The organism is Modestobacter sp. VKM Ac-2982, from assembly GCF_026967935.1.
Classification (GTDB): domain Bacteria; phylum Actinomycetota; class Actinomycetes; order Mycobacteriales; family Geodermatophilaceae; genus Modestobacter.
Genome location: NZ_JAPVBL010000001.1, coordinates 467,166 through 484,299 on the forward strand (window position 1 = coordinate 467,166; position 17,134 = coordinate 484,299).

Sequence of the window (17,134 nt, forward strand, 5' to 3'; positions counted from 1 at the left end):
CGCCTGGCCGGGCGCTGAGCAGGGGCCCTCACTCCTCCGCGGAGAAGCGGTAGTGCACGTCCTCGAAGGAGTCGGTCGGGAAGGCGTAGACACACCGCAGCGGGCCCGTGCCGGTGTTGCGGATGCCGTGCTCGGTGTCGCCGGGGGTGAAGACCGCCGACCCGGCGGCCACCGGGTGCTCCTGGCCGTCGAGGACGACGACGCCGCTGCCCTCGATGAGGTGGTAGACCTCCGTCGCGGTGTGCCGGTGCAGGCCGAGCCAGCCGTCGACGGGCAGTTCGGCCAGGCCGGTGTAGAGCCGGGCCGTCGGCGTCCGGTCCTGGCTGAACACCACCTGGAAGGAGACCTTCCCCCGCACCGGGTCATCCCAGGTCTCTGTCTCGATCTCCGCGCTGTCGCGGACCACGGGAGGCATGACCGCTGAGTTCCCCCGACGCGGCGTGCGTACGCAGGGACCGCCGGATCAGCCGCGCGTCTGGTCGTCGGTCCAGGCGTAGAGCTGGTCGCCGAGCACGACGGTGACCCAGCCGTCGCACAGGTGCGCCTCGTCGCCGAGGTCGGGCCATCGGCCCCCGCCGTCGAACGGCATCCCCACCTGGTCCAGCGGGGTGCAGTGCGCGGGGAGCGTCGTCCCGCTGGTCAGCGTCATGTGCACCCGGACGCTGCCGGCGTCGTCACCAGCGGCCTCCCCCGGCCGGACGACCGTCACATCGGAGCCGACGGCCCGGGTCCAGGCCGGCACGTCCTCGCGGGGTGCGACGTCGGCGGTGGCGTGGTCGGCGGTCTGGGTGTGGCCCTGCAGCTCGGCGAACGCGGCGCCGGGGCCGTCCACGCCGGACGGCATGGTGAGCGCGATCGCCGCGGCTCCCGAGCCGACCACGCCGACCAGCGCCGTCACGGCGCCGAGGACGACCTTCTTCGTGCTGACCACCGGGTGCCTCCACTCGTTCTCCGCCACCGGTCGGTGGCGGGACCAGCATCGGTCGCGACGTCGTCCTCGGGCGTCGGTCGTGCGGCTGATCTGTCCAGGTCAGCGGGTCATCCCGGGGGCTGAGCGCAGCCGGTGGACCGGTCGTGCCGCAGCTACCGTGGGTGGGCGTGCCGAAGGCGCGCGTGAGGGGAGACTGCGATGACGCTGCTCGGACGACTGCGGGACCTCGCCGCCCGCACCCGCCCGGTGCACCCGGAGACGGCGCGAGCGCTCGCCGAGCGGTGGGCGGCGCTGCCGGCGCACGTGCAGACCCCCGCGCAGAGCCTGGGCCGGCACGCGGTCGGCTGCGAGGGCACGCACGGCGTGTTCCCGAAGTGCAACCTCACCTGCACGCCCTGCTACCACTCCGCCGACGCCAACAAGGTGCGCATCGACGGGCAGCACACCGTCGACCAGGTCGAGCAGCAGATGGCCTACCTGGAGCAGCGGCGCGGCCCCTACGCCCACGCCCAGTTGATCGGCGGTGAGGTGAGCCTGCTGCCGCCGGACGACCACGCCGCGGCGCTGCTCGCGATGCGGGCGCACGGGCGGTCGCCGATGTCGATGACCCACGGTGACTTCGACCCCGAGTACCTGCGCGCGCTGGTGACCGACGGCGAGGGGCGGCTGCGGTTCGACCGGGTGAGCTTCGCGGCGCACTTCGACATGCTGATGCGGGGCCGCCGTGGCGCGGTCAAGCCCCGGTCGGAGGCCGAGCTGGATCCGTTCCGCGAGCGGTTCGTGCAGATGTTCCGCGACCTGCGCGCCGAGACGGGCCTGCGGTACTACCTGGCGCACAACATGACGGTCACCCCGGCCAACCTCGACCAGGTGGCCGAGACGGTGCGCGCGGTGCTGCCGATGGGCTTCTCGATGATGAGCTTCCAGCCGGCCGCGCACGTCGGGGACGACCGCCGGTGGAAGGAGTCCTACACCGCAGTGGACGTCGATGCGGTCTGGGCGCAGCTGGAGCAGGCGCTGGGGCACCGGGTGCCGCACGAGGGGATCGAGTTCGGCGACCCGCGGTGCAACCGGGTCGCCTTCGGCTTCCTGGTCGCCGGCCGCTGGCGCGGGCTGATCGACCCGGACGACGCCCGTGACCGCGCGGCCCGCGACCGGTTCTTCGCGCACTTCGGCGGGGTGGCCTTCAGCGGGACGCCGCCGCTGCTGCTGGTCGGCAAGGTGCTCCGGGTGCTGCGCCGGCACCCCGGCGACCTGCCGGTCGCGCTCGGTTGGGCGCGGCGCACGGTGCGCCGGGCCGGCGGCGCCCGGGCGCTGGTGCGGGCCGCCCGCACCGGTGCGCTGGGGCTGATGACCTTCGAGGTGCACAGCTTCATGGACGCCGAGCAGGTCGGCCCGGCCTGGGAGCTGATGCAGCGCGGGGAGCAGGCCACCGACCCGCAGCTGCGCGCCACCCAGGAACGGCTCGCCGCCTGCACCTACTCGATGGCCCACCCCGAGACCGGCCAGCTGGTGCCGGCCTGCGCGCAGCACTCCGTACTCGACCTGGCGGAGAACGCGCAGCTGCGGAGGCTGCTACCGCTGACGGTCGTGGGCTGAGGCGCCCTCCCGCGCGTCCGCCAGGCCGGCCGGGGGGACGACGCACCGGGCGGTGACCGGGATGCGCAGCCCGACCTCGGCGCCGACCGCGACCTCCTCGCCGGGCGACAGCTCGGCGGCCACGGCAGCCGGCTCGGTCCCGCGGCCGGCCACCTCGACGGTGACCAGCGCCCGCAGCCCGCGCCGGCGGACCTGCACCACGGTGCCGCGGGCGTCGGCGTCCGCCGCGGCGACGAGGGTGACCGCCTCCGGGCGGACGACGAGCACCCCGGGGCCCTCCGGGGCCGGGGCCGGGAGCTCGAGCTCGCCGAGTGCGGAGCGGTGCCGCCCGCCGGTGACGGTCCCGGGCACCTCGGTGCGCCCGCCGAGCAGCCGGCTGACCGCCAGGGACCGGGGCCGCGCGTACAGCTCCCGCATCGGCCCCAGCTGCTGCAGCCGGCCGGCGGCCAGCACCGCGACGGTGTCGGCCAGCGCGTCGGCCTCCGCCGGGTCGTGGGTGACCAGCAGCACCGTCGGGGCCAGCCGCAGCCGGAGGTCGGCCAGCAGCTCGTGCATCTCCTGACGCAGCCCGGTGTCCAGCGCGCTGAACGGCTCGTCCAGCAGCAGCACCCGGGGCTCGGCGGCGAGCGCCCGGGCCAGCGCCACCCGCTGCGCCTGGCCGCCGGACAGCGCCCGCGCCGGCCGGCTGCCGAACCCGCCCAGCTGGACCAGCTCGAGGTGGTGCTCGGCGCGCTCGCGCGCCTGCCGCCGGGGCAGGCCGCGCACCCGGTCGGCGAAGCCGACGTTGTCCCGCACCGACAGGTGGGGGAACAGCAGCGGGCGCTGGAAGACCATCGCCATCCCGCGTCGCTCCGGGACGACGCCGGCCAGGTCCCGGCCGTCGAGGTGCACGCTGCCCCGGGTCGGGGTGTCCAGCCCGGCGGTCAGCCGGAGCACCGTGCTCTTCCCCGAGCCGGACGGGCCGAGCACCGCCACGCACGACCCGGCCGGGACGGCGAGGGTCAGGTCGTCCAGGGCCGGCGGGGCCCCGGCGGCGTGCACGCGGGTGAGCCCGGTCAGCTGCAGGGAGCCGCTCACCGCCGGGCCCGCCGGCCGATCGAGCCGATCACGACGAGCAGCGCGACCGGCGGCAGCACCGCCGACAGCGCCAGCACCGCCACCTGGGCGTCGTTGCCGGTGGCCGAGGCGGCGGCGCCGACCAGCAGCGGCAGGGTGACCAGCCGGCCACCGCCGACGAGCAGGGTCACGACGTAGTCGCTCCACCCCACCAGGAACGCCAGGAACGCCGCGCCCGCGACCGCCGGGGCCAGCAGCGGCAGGTGCACCGAGCGCACCACCCGCCAGGCGGAGGCGCCGAGCAGCCGGGCCTCCTCGTCGTGGTGCCGGTCGTGCGCGGCGTACGCGGCCCGCATCACCACGGTCGTGTACGGGATCGCCGCCACGGTCAGCAGCAGCACCAGACCGACCTCCGCCGGCACCCGCAGCCGCAGCAGCAGCACGTCCAGCCCGAGCGCGACGGCGAAGGGCGGGAGCACCAGCGGGGAGAGCAGCACCGCGAACACCAGCCCGGGCGCGCGCAGCGCCCCCGAGGTCAGCGCCCGGCCGGCCAGCGCGCCCAGCGGGGTGGCCAGCACGGCCACCGCCGTCCCGAGCACCGCCGACCGGACGGCGGCGGCACCGGCGCCGGCGGCGCGGGCCTCGGCCAGCCCGGTCGTCCCCCAGGCCTGGGGCAGCAGGGCCGGCGCCGACCAGCGGTCGGCGGCGGCCCACAGCAGCAGCGGCACGAGCGGGAGCACCAGCCAGAAGGCGAGCGCGCCGCGCCCCAGTCGGGAGCCGAGGCGGGAGACGAGCAGCGGTGCGCTCACTGCTCGGCCGCCAGCCGGCGCAGCGACCGCAGCGAGACCAGCACGGCCACCAGCCCCAGCGCCGACGTGGTGACCGCGACCGCGGCGGCCTGGGGCCGTGCGGCGAGGTCGATGGAGGTGAACAGCCGGACGGCGAGCACCGGCAGCGGCTCCGGTGACGGGCGGCCCAGCAGGGCGGCGACCTCGTAGGAGCCCAGCGTGTAGACGAAGCTCACCGCCGCGGAGGCGCCCAGCGCCGGGGCGGCCAGCGGGAGGGTGACGTGCCGGAACCGGGCCCACCGGCCGGCGCCCAGCAGCGCGGCGGTCTCGGTGTAGGAGGCCACCCGGCTGCTCAGCACACCGGCGACCACCAGGGCGATGAACGCCGACTCCTTCCAGGCGTACTCGGCACCGACCGCGATCCACCAGCGGCCGCCCACCAGCGCCGGCCAGTCCGCGGGGGCGATGCCCAGCAGCCGGGGCAGGAACCCGGCGTCGGCCAGCAGCAGCCCCATCGCCGCCGCGCCCACCAGGTGCGGGACGGGGATGGTCAGCGAGCTGAGCGTGGCCAGCAGCCGGCTCCGCCGCGCCCCGGCGGTCACCGCCAGCGCCAGGCAGAGCCCGACCACCGTGGCCACCGCCGTCGCCCCGGCCGCGATCGCCAGCGACAGCCGGATCGAGGTGCCGAGCTCGGTGGCCCGCCAGGCGTCCAGGGACAGCTCCGGCCGGCCGACCAGCGGGGTCAGGCCCAGGCTCAGCAGGACGGCGGAGGTCAGGGCGGCACCGACGACGACCACCACCGGCACCACCGCGGGCAGCACCAGCAGGGTCGCGCGGCGGGACCCGGCGCCGGCCCGGCCGGCTGCGGTCACCCGGCCGCGACCTCGCGCCGCCACCCGTCGTCCAACGGCGTCACCCAGCCGGCCGAGAGCTCCGGGTCCGCGCCGGCGGAGAGCTCCTCGTAGCTGGGCACCACCGCGGAGTCGGGCAGCGCCTCGAACCCGGCGCGCGCGTCGTCGCCGAGCCGGTCCAGGTCCAGCACGGTGAACTGCCCCCAGACCTCAGGGCGTGCCTTGGCCAGCTGCTGCTCCGGCGAGAGCGCCAGGTCGGCCACCACCATCGCGCCGGCCTGGTCATCGGAGGTCGAGGGGATGGCCAGGAAGCTGGCGTTGCCGAGCGTGCCCTCGTCCAGGGTGAGCACCCGGGTGGTCTCGGGGAAGGTGCCGTCGGCGACCAGGTCGTCGACGGTCGCCGGGCCGTAGGTCATGGTCATGTCCACCTGGCCGTCGGCGAACAGCTGGTCGAGCTCCTGCTGGCTCTGCGGGTAGGTGTCACCCTCCCGCCACAGCGCGGGCGCCAGCTCGGCGAGCCGGTCGTAGAGCGCTGGGCTCAGCTCCTCGTAGGCCTCGTCCGAGTGCTCCAGCGGCACCTCGTCGACGCCGCCGGACACGCTGTAGAGCACCTGGCGCAGGAACGCCGAGCCGGTGAAGTCCGGCGGGGCCGGGTAGGTGAACCGGCCCGGGTTCACCTCCGCCCAGTCGAGCACCCCGGCCAGCGTCGTCGGCGGGTCGGGCACCCGGGCGGCGTCGTAGACCAGGCTGAACTGGGCCTTGTGCCAGGGCGCCTCGCAGCCGTCGACCGGGGTGCCGAAGTCGCTGGTCAGCAGCGGGTCGTCGGGGTCGGTGCCGGCGATGTTCGGCAGCATCGACGTCCAGTCGCACAACCAGGCGCCGGCCTGGCGACCGGTGGCGAAGTTGTCGCCGTTCACCCAGACCAGGTCCACCTCGCCCTCGGTGACGCCGGCCTGCCGCTCGGAGAGGACGCGGTTGACCGCGTCCCCGGTGTCGGCGATCGGCACCCGGCGCAGGGTCACCCCGAGCTCGGCCGCCGCGCGAGCAAGCACGTCGTCGACGTAGGCGTTGCCCTGCACGTCGCCGCCGTACATCCACAGGTCGACCGTCTGCCCCTCGGCCTCGGCGAGCACGTCGTCCCACGAGCGGTCCTCCGCCACCGGCGCCGCCGCGTCCGGCGCGGCACACCCGGTGAGGACGGCGACCGAGGCGCACGCCGCGACGAGCACGCCGCCGTGCCAGCGGTGGAGCACGGTCACGTGTGGCGCCTCCCTGACGTCGGTCCGCCCCTGCCGGCGGGTGGCCGCGGCCCAGGGGCTGCGCCAAGATCGTGCCCCACCCGATGGTGCCCCGCCACCGGGTCGACGTGCTGCCGAGGATCGGAGACCCGGGTGCTCGACGCTGCCGCGCGGCGGGTGCTCGACCGGCCGCTCGCCCGGGTGGCCGGTGTGCTGGACCGCCCGTGGATGAGCCCGGACCGGCTGACCGCCGCCGGGCTGGTGCTCGGCCTGGGCAGCGCCGCCGCCGCGGCGGCGACGCTGTGGTGGCCGGCGCTGGTGCTCTGGCTGTTCTCCCGGCTCGCCGACGGGCTGGACGGCCCGCTGGCCCGGCGGCGTCGCGCGGCCGGCGCGCCCGGGGACGCCGGCGCCGGCGGGTTCTTCGACATCACCGCGGACTTCCTGGTCTACGGCGCCGGCGTGCTCGGCGTCGCCCTCGGGGTGACCGCCGAGCGGGGCGACCCGTGGGAGCCGTTCGCCGCCGTCCTGCTCGCCTACTACGTCAACGGCGCTGCGTTCCTGGCCTTCTCCTCGCTCGCCGAGCGGGCCGGTCGGCAGCTGGACGACGGCCGGTCGCTGTCCTCCCTCGGCGGGCTGGCGGAGGGCACCGAGACGATCGTGGTGCACGCGCTGTGGCTGCTGCTGCCGGCGTTCGCCTGGCAACTGGCCTGGGTCTGGGCGGTGGTGGTCGGCATCAGCGCCGTCCACCGGATGTGGGCGGGTCACCGCGCGCTGCGCTGAGCCTCCCGGCGGTCGGTGAGCACGGCACGGAGCCGGACGAAGAGCCGCAGCGCGATCCGGACCACCGGGGCGCGGAGCCGGGCGCGCACGTCGGCGATGGCGGCGTTCCACGCCGCGTCGTTGTAGGTCGGGTAGGGGTGCGTGGTGCCGGCGACGTCCTGCACCCGCAGCCCCTGCCGGACGGCGAGGGTCAGCTCGCCGAGGCTCTCCCCGGCCCGGGGGCCGATCACGGTCGCTCCGCGCAGCCGCCCGCGCCGGTCGTGCACCAGCGTCGCGGAGCCGGCGGTGAGGTCCTCGGCGATGGCCCGGTCGATCTCGGTGTGCGGGAGGCGCCGGACGGTCAGCCCGGCGGCCGCTCCCTCGGCGGGGCTCATGCCGACCGAGGCCACCTCCGGGGAGGTGTAGGTGACCCGGGGGACGACGGGGTCGACCCGGCGACGCAGCCCGAGCACCGCGTTGCTCGCGGCCAGGCTGCCGCGCACGCCGGCGACGTGGGTGAACCGCGGGCCGCCGGTGACGTCGCCGGCCGCCCGGATCCGCGGGTTGCCGGTGCGCAGGGCGTCGTCGACGACCACGCTGCCGTCCTCGGCCAGCTCCACCCCGGCCGCGGCGCAGCCCAGGCCCTCGGTGCGGGCCCGGCGCCCCACGGCGACCAGCAGCCGGTCGAAGGGCACGGTGCCGCCGTCGGCCAGCTGGAGCTCACCGCCGTCCCGGTCGCCGGTGACCTCGACCGCCCGAGCGCCGTTCCGCACGTCGACGCCGTCGCGGACCAGCGCGGCGGTGACCAGCTCGGATGCCTCCTCGCTCTCCACGGCCAGCAACCGGTCGGCGGAGTTGACCACCGTGACCTGCGCGCCGAACCGGGCGAACGCCTGTCCGAGCTCGCAGCCGATCGGTCCGCCACCGAGGACCGCCAGCCGGGGAGGCAGCGTCGTCAGGCCCCACACGGTCTCGTTGGTGAGCGGGTCGACGCCGGCCAGGCCAGGGACGGGCGGGAGCGCCGGACCCGAGCCGGTGGCGATGACCGCGGCCCGGAACCTCATCTCCCGACCGTCGACGGTGGCCCGGTCGGGCCCGGTGAACACGGCATCGCCGGTCAGCACGGTCACGCCCTTGCTGCGCAGCGTCTCCGGGGAGTCGACCGGCTCGATCGTGGCGATGGCCTGTTTCACGTGGATCATGACCCGGGCGAAGTCCACCTCGACGCCGGCGACGTCCACCCCGAGCCGGGCGGCCGCGCGAGCGTCGGCCGCCGCTGTGGCCGAGGCCAGCAGCGCCTTCGACGGCACGCACCCGGTCCACAGGCAGTCACCGCCGGTGCGTTCCCGCTCGGTCAGCAGAACCCGGGCGCCCAGGGCGGCGGCGGTCGTCGCCGCCACGATCCCGGCGGTGCCACCGCCGATGACGAGCAGGTCCCACGTCCGTCCTCGGGTCACCGCGCCCACGCTAGGCGGGCACCCGGCGCGGCGCCGTCCGGTCGGGGGAGGATCGACGGCGTGGCAGACCGGGTGCACGACGTGCTGGTGGTCGGTGCGGGCCAGGCCGGCCTGGGCACGGCCTGGTGGCTGGCCCGAAAGGGCGTTCGCGATGTGGTGGTGGTCGACGCCGCCGAGGTCGGGGGCAGCTGGCTGCGCCGCTGGGAGAGCCTGCAGCTGTTCACGCCCCGCCGGTTCAGCAGCCTGCCCGGGATGGCCTTCCCGGCCGGGCCGACACCGACGCCGGACCGGGTCGAGATGGCGGACCACCTGCACCGCTACGCCCGCCGGCTCGACGTCCCGGTGCGCCCCTGGACCCCGGTCACCCGGCTGACGCCGGACCCGGTGGGCTTCCGCGCCGAGACGCGGGAGGGGCCGGTGCTGGCCCGGCAGGTGGTGCTGGCCACCGGCCCGTTCACCCGGCCGCGGGTGCCGGCCGCGGCCCAGGAGCTGGACCCGGCGGTCGCCCAGTTGCACTCCGCGGACTACTGCCGACCCGCCGACCTCCCCGCGGGGCCGGTGCTGGTCGTCGGCGGCGGCAACTCGGCGGCGCAGCTGGCCGTGGAGCTGTCGGCCACCCACGAGGTCACCGTGGTCAGCCCGCGGGAACCCCGGTTCTTGCCGGAGCGGGTGCTCGGCGTGAGCGTCTACTGGTGGCTGCTGCTGTCCGGGGTGCTCAACGCCGGCAGCGACAGCTGGGTGGCCCGGGGCATCCGCCGGCGCGGCGACGCGATCATCGGCCGGGAACTGCGCCGACTCCGGGACGACGGCGTCATCGGCTGGCGCACCGGGCGGGTGGTCGGCGCGGAGGGCGACCGGGTGCACCTGGAGGACGGGCGGACCGAGCAGGTGTCCGCCGTGCTGTGGTGCACCGGCTTCCTGCCCGAGACCGGCTGGATCGACGTCCCGGGCGCGCTGGGCGCCGACGGCCTGCCGGTCCACCGCTGCGGGGCCTCGCCGGTGGCCGGGCTGCACTGGATGGGGCTGCCGTGGCAGACCCGGGTCAACTCCTCGATCATCGACGGCGTCGACCGGGACGCCCGGCGCACCGCCCGGCGGATCAGGCGTCAGGCCCGCAGCGAGACCGTCTGACCCCGGCCGACGGTGCGGATCTCGCCCGGGGCCCGGCGGGCGGCCACCTCGGCGACGAAGTTCCCCAGCGGGTCCTTGAACAGGCCGTAGTCGTCGTAGTGCACCGGCACGGTCACCGGGGGCGTGAGCAGCTCGACCAGGTCGGCGCCCTGCCGGGCGTCCATCGTCACCGTGATGCCGGCGACCTTGGTGCCACCCAGGTGCGGGATCATCGCGTCCAGCGGACCGCAGCGCTGCAGCACCTCGCCGAGCGCCGGCCGGAACAGCGTGTCGCCGCTGACGTACCCCCGCCAGGTGACGGCGCCGTCGCGGACCAGCTCGAGCACGCTGCCCATCACCTGCGGCAGCAAGCGGGCGAGCGGTCCGGGGCCGTGGACCCCGGGGACGCTGGTGATCCGCAGGGTGTCGCCGCCCCGGCTGAGCTCGTGGGTCTGCCAGGGCCGCAGGTCGGAGGTCTGGGTGAAGCCCCGCTTCGCCAGGCAGCCGGCGGCCTCCGGGGTGGTCACCACCGGGGTCTCCTTGGGCAGCGACCGGGTGGCCACCCGGTCCCAGTGGTCGCCGTGCATGTGGCTGAGCAGGACGGCGTCCAGCGCCGGCAGCTGGGCGGGCACGAGCGCCGGGTCGGTCAGCCGCCGGCTGCGCAGCCCGTAGCCCAGGTGCGCCCACTGGCCCCGGTGCAGGAAGTTCGGGTCGGTCAGCAGGGCGAAGGGCCCGATCCGCAGCAGGGTGGTCGCGGTGCCGCCGAAGGTGAGCGTGACGTCGTCCCCAGGAGCGGTCATGCGGGGCCGGTACCCGGACCCCCCGCCGGGGATGCGCCGTTGGTCACCGGATGCGCTCTCCCGCGCCCGGAAGGTGCAGTGGGTGACCGACGGCGTCGGCCGGATCGGTAGCGGGGCTCACCAACTCCCTCCCCGGCTGGTAGACACGGGACGTGGCACAGCCCCGTTCCGTCGACGAGTCCTTCCTCGCCCTCCCGTTGTCCGCACTGGCCGATGCAGCGCTGACCCGAGCGGTCGACCTGGGGTGCGAGCACGCCGACCTGCGGGTCGAGCGGATCCGCACCCAGGCCGTCCGGCTGCGCGACGCCCGGCTGGAGGCGCTGGCCGACGGCGAGGACCTCGGCCTGGCCGTGCGGGTCGTGCACGAGGGCACCTGGGGGTTCGCCGCCGGTGTGGTGCTCACCGCCGCCGAGGCGGTCCGGCTGGCCGAGGAGGCCGTCGCGGTCGCCCAGGTGTCCGCGGCGATGAACACCGACCGGGTCGAGCTGGCGGCCGAGCCGGTGTACGCCGACGGGGAGTGGGTGTCGGCCTACGACGTCGACCCGTTCGCCGTCCCGGACGCGGAGAAGACCGCCCTGCTGGTCGAGCTCTCCGAGGGGCTGCTGGCCGCCGACGGCGTCGAGCACGTGCAGAGCAGCGTCTCGCAGGTCAAGGAGCAGAAGTTCTACGCCGACACGGCCGGCACCCGCACCCACCAGCAGCGGGTCCGGGTGAACCCGGAGTTCACCGCGCTCACCGTCGACCGCGCGACCGGCACCTTCGAGTCGATGCGCACGCTGGCCCCGCCGGTGGGGCGCGGCTGGGAGTACCTCACCGGCACCGGCTGGGACTGGCGCGGTGAGCTGGCCGAGCTCCCCGAGCTGCTGCGGGAGAAGGTCAAGGCCCCCTCGGTCGACCCGGGCCGCTACGACCTGGTCGTCGACCCGTCGAACCTGTGGCTGACCATCCACGAGTCGATCGGGCACGCCACCGAGCTGGACCGCGCCCTCGGCTACGAGGCCGCCTACGCCGGCACCTCCTTCGCGACCGTCGACAAGCTGGGCACCCTGCAGTACGGCTCGCCGCTGATGCACGTCACCGGCGACCGCACCACCGAGCACGGCCTGTCCACCGTCGGGTGGGACGACGAGGGCGTCGCCGGCCAGCAGTGGGACCTGGTCCGCGACGGCGTGCTCGTCGGCTACCAGGTCGACCGCAACATGGCCCGGCTGCGCGGGATGGGGCGTTCCAACGGCTGCGCCTTCGCCGACTCCGCCGCCCACGTGCCGGTGCAGCGGATGGCGAACGTGTCGCTGCAGCCGGCCCCCGACGGCCCCTCCACCGAGGAGATCATCGGCGGGGTCGAGCGCGGCGTCTACGTCGTCGGGGACAACAGCTGGTCGATCGACATGCAGCGGTACAACTTCCAGTTCACCGGGCAGCGGTTCTACAAGATCGAGGGCGGCCGGCTGGCCGGCCAGCTCCGGGACGTCGCCTACCAGGCGACGACGACGGACTTCTGGGGCTCGATGACGGCGGTCGGCGGACCGCAGACCCACGTGCTCGGCGGCGCCTTCAACTGCGGCAAGGCCCAGCCCGGCCAGGTCGCCCCGGTCAGCCACGGCTGCCCGACCGCGCTGTTCGAGAACACGGCCATCCTCAACACGAAGCAGGAGGGTGGGCGATGAGCTCCCAGACCCCGCAGCAGCTCGTCGAGGCCGCGCTGGCGGCGTCCACGGTGGACGGGCAGATCACCTACGTCACCGACAGCTCGGAGGCCAACCTCCGCTGGGCGAGCAACAGCCTGACCACCAACGGCGCGATGCGCTCCCGGCAGGTCGTCGTCATCTCCTTCGTCGACGGCGGCGCCGGCATGGCGACCGGCACGGTGGCCCGCACCGGCACCCCGGACGTCGCCGAGCTGGTGCGGATGAGCGAGCAGGCCGCGCGGGACGCCGGGCCGGCCGAGGACGCCATGCCGCTGATCAGCGAGGCGCCCCCGGGCGCCGGCGACTGGGACGCCGAGCCGGCCGAGACCTCGATCAACGTCTTCGCCGAGTTCGCCCCGGCGCTGGGCGAGGCCTTCGCCGCTGCGCGCAGCCGCGAGGAGCTGCTCTTCGGGTTCGCCGAGCACCAGCTGTCCACCACCTACCTGGGCACCTCCACCGGACTGCGGCTGCGGCTCGACCAGCCCACCGGGCGGGTCGAGCTGAACGGGAAGAGCACCGACTTCGGCCGGTCCGTCTGGGCGGGCGTCGGCACCCGCGACTTCACCGACGTCTCGGTGGCCGACCTCGCCGCCGAGGTGCAGCAGAAGATGGCCTGGTCGCAGCGGCGGGTCGAGCTGCCGGCCGGGCGGTACGAGACGCTGCTGCCGCCGTCCACGGTCAGCGACCTGATGATCCCCACCTACTGGGCGATGGAGGCCCGGGACGCCGACGAGGGCCGCAGCGTGTACGCCCGAGCCGGGGGCGGCAACCGGATCGGGGACCGGCTGGCGCAGCTCCCGCTGACCCTGCGCAGCGACCCGTACGCGCCGGGGCTGGAGACCGCGCCGTTCCAGGTGGTCGGCGGCTCCTCGGGGTCGGCCTCGGTCTTCGACAACGGCATGGCGACGCCGGCCGTCGACTGGATCCGCGACGGCGTGCTGACCAACCTGATCCGGCCCCGGGCCTGGGCGCTGAAGACGACGGCACCGGCGACCGCGGCGGTGGACAACCTCGTCCTGGAGGACCCGAACGCCACCGCGACCCAGGCGGAGATGATCGGCCGCACCGAGCGCGGGCTGCTGCTGACCACGCTCTGGTACATCCGGGAGGTCGACCCGCAGACACTGCTGGTCACCGGCCTCACCCGCGACGGCGTCTTCCTCGTGGAGGACGGCGAGGTGACCGGCGCGGTGAACAACTTCCGGTTCAACGAGTCGCCGGTCGACCTGCTGGGCCGGGCCACCGAGGCCAGCCGTAGCGTGCGGACCCTGCCGCGGGAGTGGAACGACTGGTTCACCCGGGCCTCGATGCCGATGCTCCGGGTCCCCGACTTCAACATGAGCTCGGTCAGCCCGGCCAGCTGACGGGCGACCCGTCCGGGCGGCCGGTGTGCCGCCCGGACGGGCTCAGTCCTCGCGGCGGTCGCGGCCGGTCTGGCCGGGGTCCGGGCTCGAGGTGGCGACCGCCGGGTCGACGGGTTCACCGGTCGGTTCGGGGCCCTGCACGGCGGCGTCCGTGGAGGTGGGTTCGGTGGCCGGGTCGGAGCCGGCGGGTTCGGTCATGCCGGCCGGGTACCCCCGCGCGGCTCGGCCGAACGGTCAGGGCGTGACGGGTCCGCGGCCGACGTCGTCCGGGTCGGGGGTCTGGAAGGCCGTCTCGGTGGGCGGCGCGGCCTCGGCGTCGTCCGAGCCCTGCTCGGGGGCAGCCGGCTCCTCTCCCTCGACGCCGAAGCCGTCAGCAGTCTGCGGCGCCCCCGCACCGGGGTCGGCGGCGGGGATCCCGTCGTCCGGGTTCGACGGGAAGGGGTCCAGCGGTGCGTTCATCGACATGGCCGGGCCCTACCCCGCTCCTCGTCGGCGGATGCACCGGCGCGTACGGCGGGCGATCGCTGGGACGGTCGGGATGCGCGTGACAGGTGGGTGCAGTGCGTCGTCCAAACCGCGTTTCATGCCCCGCTGTCACGGACCTGAAACGCAACTCGTGTCTACTTCCCCACGAACGCCGACGACTACCCCCTGCCTCCCGGCAGGACGGCGAGGGGAGCACCACATGACGTACCGCCAGAAGCCCTCGATCTTCCAGGTGGGCAAGGTCCACGACAACGGCCCGGCCGTGATCGTCTCCGGCTGGGGCCTGGGCATGTGCGCCTCGCTGTGCCGGTGCCACCGCAACCCGGAGGACGGTCAGCTCTCCCTCGCCGAGGACCAGGCCGGCGGCAGCCTCGGCCTGCGCAGCTTCAGCGACACCGGCGACTGCGACTGCTGTGAGGCATGGACGTCGACGGAGCTCTCTGCGATCCTGCGCGACATCGCTGCGGTGGAGGCCCTGGACGCCTCGGAGCCGGCCGCCGGCTGAGCTCCACCAGATCCGACCGAGCCGCCCACCGGGGAACCGGTGGGCGGCTCGTCGTCTTTGCCCGGCCTGCGGCCCGGGTAGCCCGTGGCCCATGTGGGCGAGAGCAGCGGTACGCGGAGCGGTGGCCGGGCTGGCCGGGGTGGCGGTCATGACGGCGGGGGAGAAGCTGGAACAGCAGCTGACGGGGCGGCCGAACAGCTACGTCCCCGCCCGGACGCTGACCGCGCTGGCGACCGGACGACGGCTGCCCGGGTCGGCGCGCCCGCCGGTGCGCAACCACCTCATGCACTGGGGCACCGGGGCCGCCGTCGGTGCGCTGCGCGGGGTCTGGGCTGCGGCCGGGCTGCGCGGCGTGCGCGCGTCCGCCTGGCACACCTCCGTGCGGCTGGCGGTCGACCAGACCCTGGAGAACGTCACCGGGGTGGGCGCTCCGCCGTGGACCTGGTCACGCCGTGACCAGGTCGTCGACGTCGCGCACAAGGCCGTCTACTCCTTCGCCACCGGCGCCGTCGCCGACCGCATCGTGCCGTCCGCGCGGGACGGGAGGGGCGCACGAGGCCTGTGGGACTGAGGTCCACTGTGGACCGATCGGTCCCGGCGCGCCGCGCCTCTTGACAAGAGCGCGATCTCCCTACCGTCCGTCGAGACGTGCACGGAGTCCCTCGCCCCTCCCCGGGCGGAACGTGCGCAGACGGAGGCCCAGTGAACCGATCGACCAACCGGCGGTGGACGCGCGCTGCCGCCCTCGCGCTGACCGTCGGCGCGGCCGTCGTCCTGACCCCGTCGATCGGCGCCGCCGCCCCGACCACCGCGGCCGAGGCCCGGAAGGCCGTCACCGACGCCGGGCTGGAGATCACCGCCCTGGACGAGCAGGTCCACGAGGCGGAGGCCGCCGCGGAGGAGCACCAGGCCGCCGCGGACGCCGCCGCTGCCACCGCCGCCCAGGCGCAGGCGCAGCTCGCCGCGCTGGAGCCGCAGCTGCGGGCGATCGCCCAGACCGGGTACGTCGGCACCACCCGCGGCCGGCTCGCCGCCTTCCTGACCAGCGGCTCGGCCGACGCGCTGATCCAGCAGATGAACACCCTGGACCAGCTGGCCACGCACGCGGACGCCATCGTCGCCACGGCCGCCACCGCACGGTCCGCCGCCGAGCAGGCGCACCAGGACGCCGCCGCTGCCGCAGCGGCCGCAACGGCGGCGCAGGCCGAGCTGCGGGCGCAGAAGGACCAGCTGGAGGGCGAGCTCGCCGGCTACCAGGCCGACCTCGCCCGGCTGTCGGCCGCCGACCAGGTGCGGGTGCACAACGTCATCTCCGGGCCCGAGGTCGCCGCCCCCGCCCCCGCACCGGCCCCCACCGCGGCCGCCGGGGTCGCCGTGCAGACCGCGCTCGCCCAGATCGGCGACATGTACGGCATCGGTGCCGAGGGCCCGGACTCCTTCGACTGCTCCGGCCTGACCCAGTACGCCTACGCCGCGGCCGGGATCTCGCTGCCGCACTCCAGCCGCGCGCAGTCGGGGATGGGCGTCGCCGTGTCACGCGCCGACCTGCAGCCCGGCGACCTGGTCTTCTTCTACTCGCCGATCAGCCACGTGGGCATGTACATCGGCAACGGCCAGATGGTGCACGCCAGCGTCTCCGGCCGGCCTGTCGCGGTCACCAGCGTGGACAAGGGCGGCTACGTCAGCGCCCGCCGCGTCACCGGCTGACCCCAGCTCCAGCCCCGGCCCTCAACGGTGATCAGGTGGCCTGATCACCGAGTGTCCCCCCGCACCAACGTTGGTGCGGGGGGAGTGTTTTCGATCAGGGCACCTGATCACCGCTGGGCTCAGTAGGCGCTGGGCTCAGTCGTGGATGCGGCGCCCGTCAGCGAGCAGCTGGACGCAGGCCGCGATCCGCTTGGCCCGGGTCTGCGGGGTCGCGGCGGTGTGCACCCGCCACAGCACGGCGTACCGGTTCGCCCCGTCGAGCCCGGCGAACGCCTCGGCGGCCCCCGGGACGGCGGCCAGCGCGGCGGTCAGGTCCTCGGGCACGGTGATGGTGGCCGGGCCGGCGTAGGCCCGGTCCCAGCGGCCGTCGGCCTGTGCGGCCTCGACCGCGGCCAGCCCCGCCGGGCGCATCCGGCCCTCGGCGGTCAGCCGGGCCACCGACTGCACGTTCTTCTGCGACCAGACGCTCTTGGGTCGCCGCGGCGTGTACCGGACGGTGAACCAGTCGTCGTCCACCCGGTTGGCCCGGCCGTCGATCCAGCCGTGGCACAACGCCACCTCGACCGCCTCGGCCGCGGTCAGCGACGGGATGCCCGCCGACTTCTTGGCCACCTTGAGGAACAGCCCCGGCGCCCGGTCGTGCTCGGCGGCCAGCCAGGCGTCGAAGTCGGCGGCGGTGGCGAACGCCCGCGTCTGGAACGTGCTCTCGTCGGCCACGCCGGTCATCGTCCGCAGCCGCGCCCGCGCCGTCCAGGGGGACCGGCGTGCGGTTTGTCCGGGCGGCCGGTCGGCTAC

General features: G+C 75.5%; 19 protein-coding genes. 8 read left to right on the forward strand and 11 right to left on the reverse strand.

The features are described 5' to 3' along the window. Nucleotides 1-28 precede the first annotated feature (28 nt). Both O2W20_RS02295 and O2W20_RS02300 read right to left on the reverse strand, forming a co-directional pair. A complete protein-coding gene (locus O2W20_RS02295; protein ID WP_269170133.1) occupies nucleotides 29-415 on the reverse strand; it encodes a cupin domain-containing protein in 387 nt (128 codons plus the stop codon). A 48-nt stretch (nucleotides 416-463) separates the two neighbouring features. Next, nucleotides 464-931 (reverse strand): hypothetical protein, encoded by a 468-nt coding sequence (locus O2W20_RS02300; RefSeq protein WP_269170134.1) that lies wholly within the window; start codon nucleotides 929-931, stop codon nucleotides 464-466. Nucleotides 932-1,129: 198 nt separating this feature from the next. On the opposite strand from O2W20_RS02300, the gene O2W20_RS02305 reads away from it, so the two are divergent. Continuing rightward, nucleotides 1,130-2,530 carry a radical SAM protein gene (locus O2W20_RS02305; RefSeq protein ID WP_269170135.1) on the forward strand — a complete coding sequence of 467 codons (1,401 nt, stop codon included), beginning with the start codon at nucleotides 1,130-1,132 and terminating at the stop codon, nucleotides 2,528-2,530. Here O2W20_RS02305 and O2W20_RS02310 read toward each other — a convergent pair. Genes O2W20_RS02310 through O2W20_RS02325 form a run of 4 tightly spaced genes read right to left on the reverse strand, consistent with a single transcriptional unit; the run spans nucleotide 2,507 to nucleotide 6,484 of the window. Then, nucleotides 2,507-3,607 (reverse strand): ABC transporter ATP-binding protein, encoded by a 1,101-nt coding sequence (locus tag O2W20_RS02310; RefSeq protein WP_269170136.1) that lies wholly within the window; start codon nucleotides 3,605-3,607, stop codon nucleotides 2,507-2,509. The two genes, O2W20_RS02305 and O2W20_RS02310, sit on opposite strands and share 24 nt — an antisense overlap. Beyond that, nucleotides 3,604-4,395, reverse strand: a complete 792-nt coding sequence (locus O2W20_RS02315; RefSeq protein WP_269185485.1) for an ABC transporter permease — start codon at nucleotides 4,393-4,395, stop codon at nucleotides 3,604-3,606. Before O2W20_RS02315 ends, O2W20_RS02310 begins: the two co-directional genes overlap by 4 nt. Next, nucleotides 4,392-5,246, reverse strand: coding sequence for an ABC transporter permease subunit (locus O2W20_RS02320; protein ID WP_269170138.1), 855 nt, complete (start codon nucleotides 5,244-5,246; stop codon nucleotides 4,392-4,394). Before O2W20_RS02320 ends, O2W20_RS02315 begins: the two co-directional genes overlap by 4 nt. Continuing rightward, nucleotides 5,243-6,484, reverse strand: a complete 1,242-nt coding sequence (locus O2W20_RS02325) for an ABC transporter substrate-binding protein (RefSeq protein WP_269170139.1) — start codon at nucleotides 6,482-6,484, stop codon at nucleotides 5,243-5,245. The genes O2W20_RS02320 and O2W20_RS02325 overlap by 4 nt, the downstream gene beginning before the upstream one ends. A 132-nt stretch (nucleotides 6,485-6,616) precedes the next feature. Here O2W20_RS02325 and O2W20_RS02330 point away from each other — a divergent pair, with 132 nt between their 5' ends. Next, nucleotides 6,617-7,243, forward strand: a complete 627-nt coding sequence (locus O2W20_RS02330) for a CDP-alcohol phosphatidyltransferase family protein (RefSeq protein WP_269170140.1) — start codon at nucleotides 6,617-6,619, stop codon at nucleotides 7,241-7,243. On the opposite strand, the gene O2W20_RS02335 is transcribed toward O2W20_RS02330, so the two are convergent. Next, the gene (locus O2W20_RS02335) at nucleotides 7,225-8,679 is read right to left on the reverse strand and encodes a dihydrolipoyl dehydrogenase family protein (RefSeq protein WP_269170141.1); all 1,455 of its coding nucleotides are present in this window, start codon (nucleotides 8,677-8,679) and stop codon (nucleotides 7,225-7,227) included. The genes O2W20_RS02330 and O2W20_RS02335 overlap by 19 nt on opposite strands. A gap of 60 nt (nucleotides 8,680-8,739) precedes the next feature. Here O2W20_RS02335 and O2W20_RS02340 point away from each other — a divergent pair, with 60 nt between their 5' ends. After that, a complete protein-coding gene (locus O2W20_RS02340; RefSeq protein WP_269170142.1) occupies nucleotides 8,740-9,810 on the forward strand; it encodes a flavin-containing monooxygenase in 1,071 nt (356 codons plus the stop codon). On the opposite strand, the gene O2W20_RS02345 is transcribed toward O2W20_RS02340, so the two are convergent. After that, nucleotides 9,786-10,589, reverse strand: coding sequence for an MBL fold metallo-hydrolase (locus O2W20_RS02345; RefSeq protein ID WP_269170143.1), 804 nt, complete (start codon nucleotides 10,587-10,589; stop codon nucleotides 9,786-9,788). The two genes, O2W20_RS02340 and O2W20_RS02345, sit on opposite strands and share 25 nt — an antisense overlap. Nucleotides 10,590-10,741: 152 nt before the next feature. Here O2W20_RS02345 and O2W20_RS02350 point away from each other — a divergent pair, with 152 nt between their 5' ends. Beyond that, on the forward strand, nucleotides 10,742-12,256 hold the full coding sequence (locus tag O2W20_RS02350; RefSeq protein WP_269170144.1) for a TldD/PmbA family protein: 1,515 nt from the start codon (nucleotides 10,742-10,744) through the stop codon (nucleotides 12,254-12,256). After that, nucleotides 12,253-13,641 carry a metallopeptidase TldD-related protein gene (locus tag O2W20_RS02355; protein WP_269170145.1) on the forward strand — a complete coding sequence of 463 codons (1,389 nt, stop codon included), beginning with the start codon at nucleotides 12,253-12,255 and terminating at the stop codon, nucleotides 13,639-13,641. Before O2W20_RS02350 ends, O2W20_RS02355 begins: the two co-directional genes overlap by 4 nt. 42 nt (nucleotides 13,642-13,683) lie before the next feature. Here O2W20_RS02355 and O2W20_RS02360 read toward each other — a convergent pair whose 3' ends face one another. Together O2W20_RS02360 and O2W20_RS02365 are read right to left on the reverse strand one after the other, a co-directional pair. Then, nucleotides 13,684-13,839: a hypothetical protein gene (locus O2W20_RS02360; RefSeq protein ID WP_269170146.1), complete on the reverse strand. Its 156-nt coding sequence runs from the start codon at nucleotides 13,837-13,839 to the stop codon at nucleotides 13,684-13,686. A gap of 36 nt (nucleotides 13,840-13,875) precedes the next feature. Then, entirely contained in the window at nucleotides 13,876-14,106 is a 231-nt protein-coding gene (locus O2W20_RS02365) for a hypothetical protein (RefSeq protein WP_269170147.1), read from the reverse strand. Nucleotides 14,107-14,326: 220 nt separating this feature from the next. Between O2W20_RS02365 and O2W20_RS02370 the strand changes: the two genes are divergently transcribed. The 3 genes from O2W20_RS02370 to O2W20_RS02380 all read left to right on the forward strand — a co-directional run bounded on the left by O2W20_RS02370 (nucleotide 14,327) and on the right by O2W20_RS02380 (nucleotide 16,339). Continuing rightward, nucleotides 14,327-14,632: a hypothetical protein gene (locus O2W20_RS02370; protein ID WP_269170148.1), complete on the forward strand. Its 306-nt coding sequence runs from the start codon at nucleotides 14,327-14,329 to the stop codon at nucleotides 14,630-14,632. A 91-nt stretch (nucleotides 14,633-14,723) separates the two neighbouring features. Continuing rightward, nucleotides 14,724-15,203, forward strand: coding sequence for a hypothetical protein (locus tag O2W20_RS02375; RefSeq protein ID WP_269170149.1), 480 nt, complete (start codon nucleotides 14,724-14,726; stop codon nucleotides 15,201-15,203). Between the two features lie 131 nt (nucleotides 15,204-15,334). Continuing rightward, a complete protein-coding gene (locus tag O2W20_RS02380; RefSeq protein WP_269170150.1) occupies nucleotides 15,335-16,339 on the forward strand; it encodes a C40 family peptidase in 1,005 nt (334 codons plus the stop codon). 135 nt (nucleotides 16,340-16,474) lie between these two features. Here O2W20_RS02380 and O2W20_RS02385 read toward each other — a convergent pair whose 3' ends face one another. Further along, nucleotides 16,475-17,056 (reverse strand): YdeI/OmpD-associated family protein, encoded by a 582-nt coding sequence (locus O2W20_RS02385; protein WP_269170151.1) that lies wholly within the window; start codon nucleotides 17,054-17,056, stop codon nucleotides 16,475-16,477. Nucleotides 17,057-17,134: the final 78 nt, after the last annotated feature.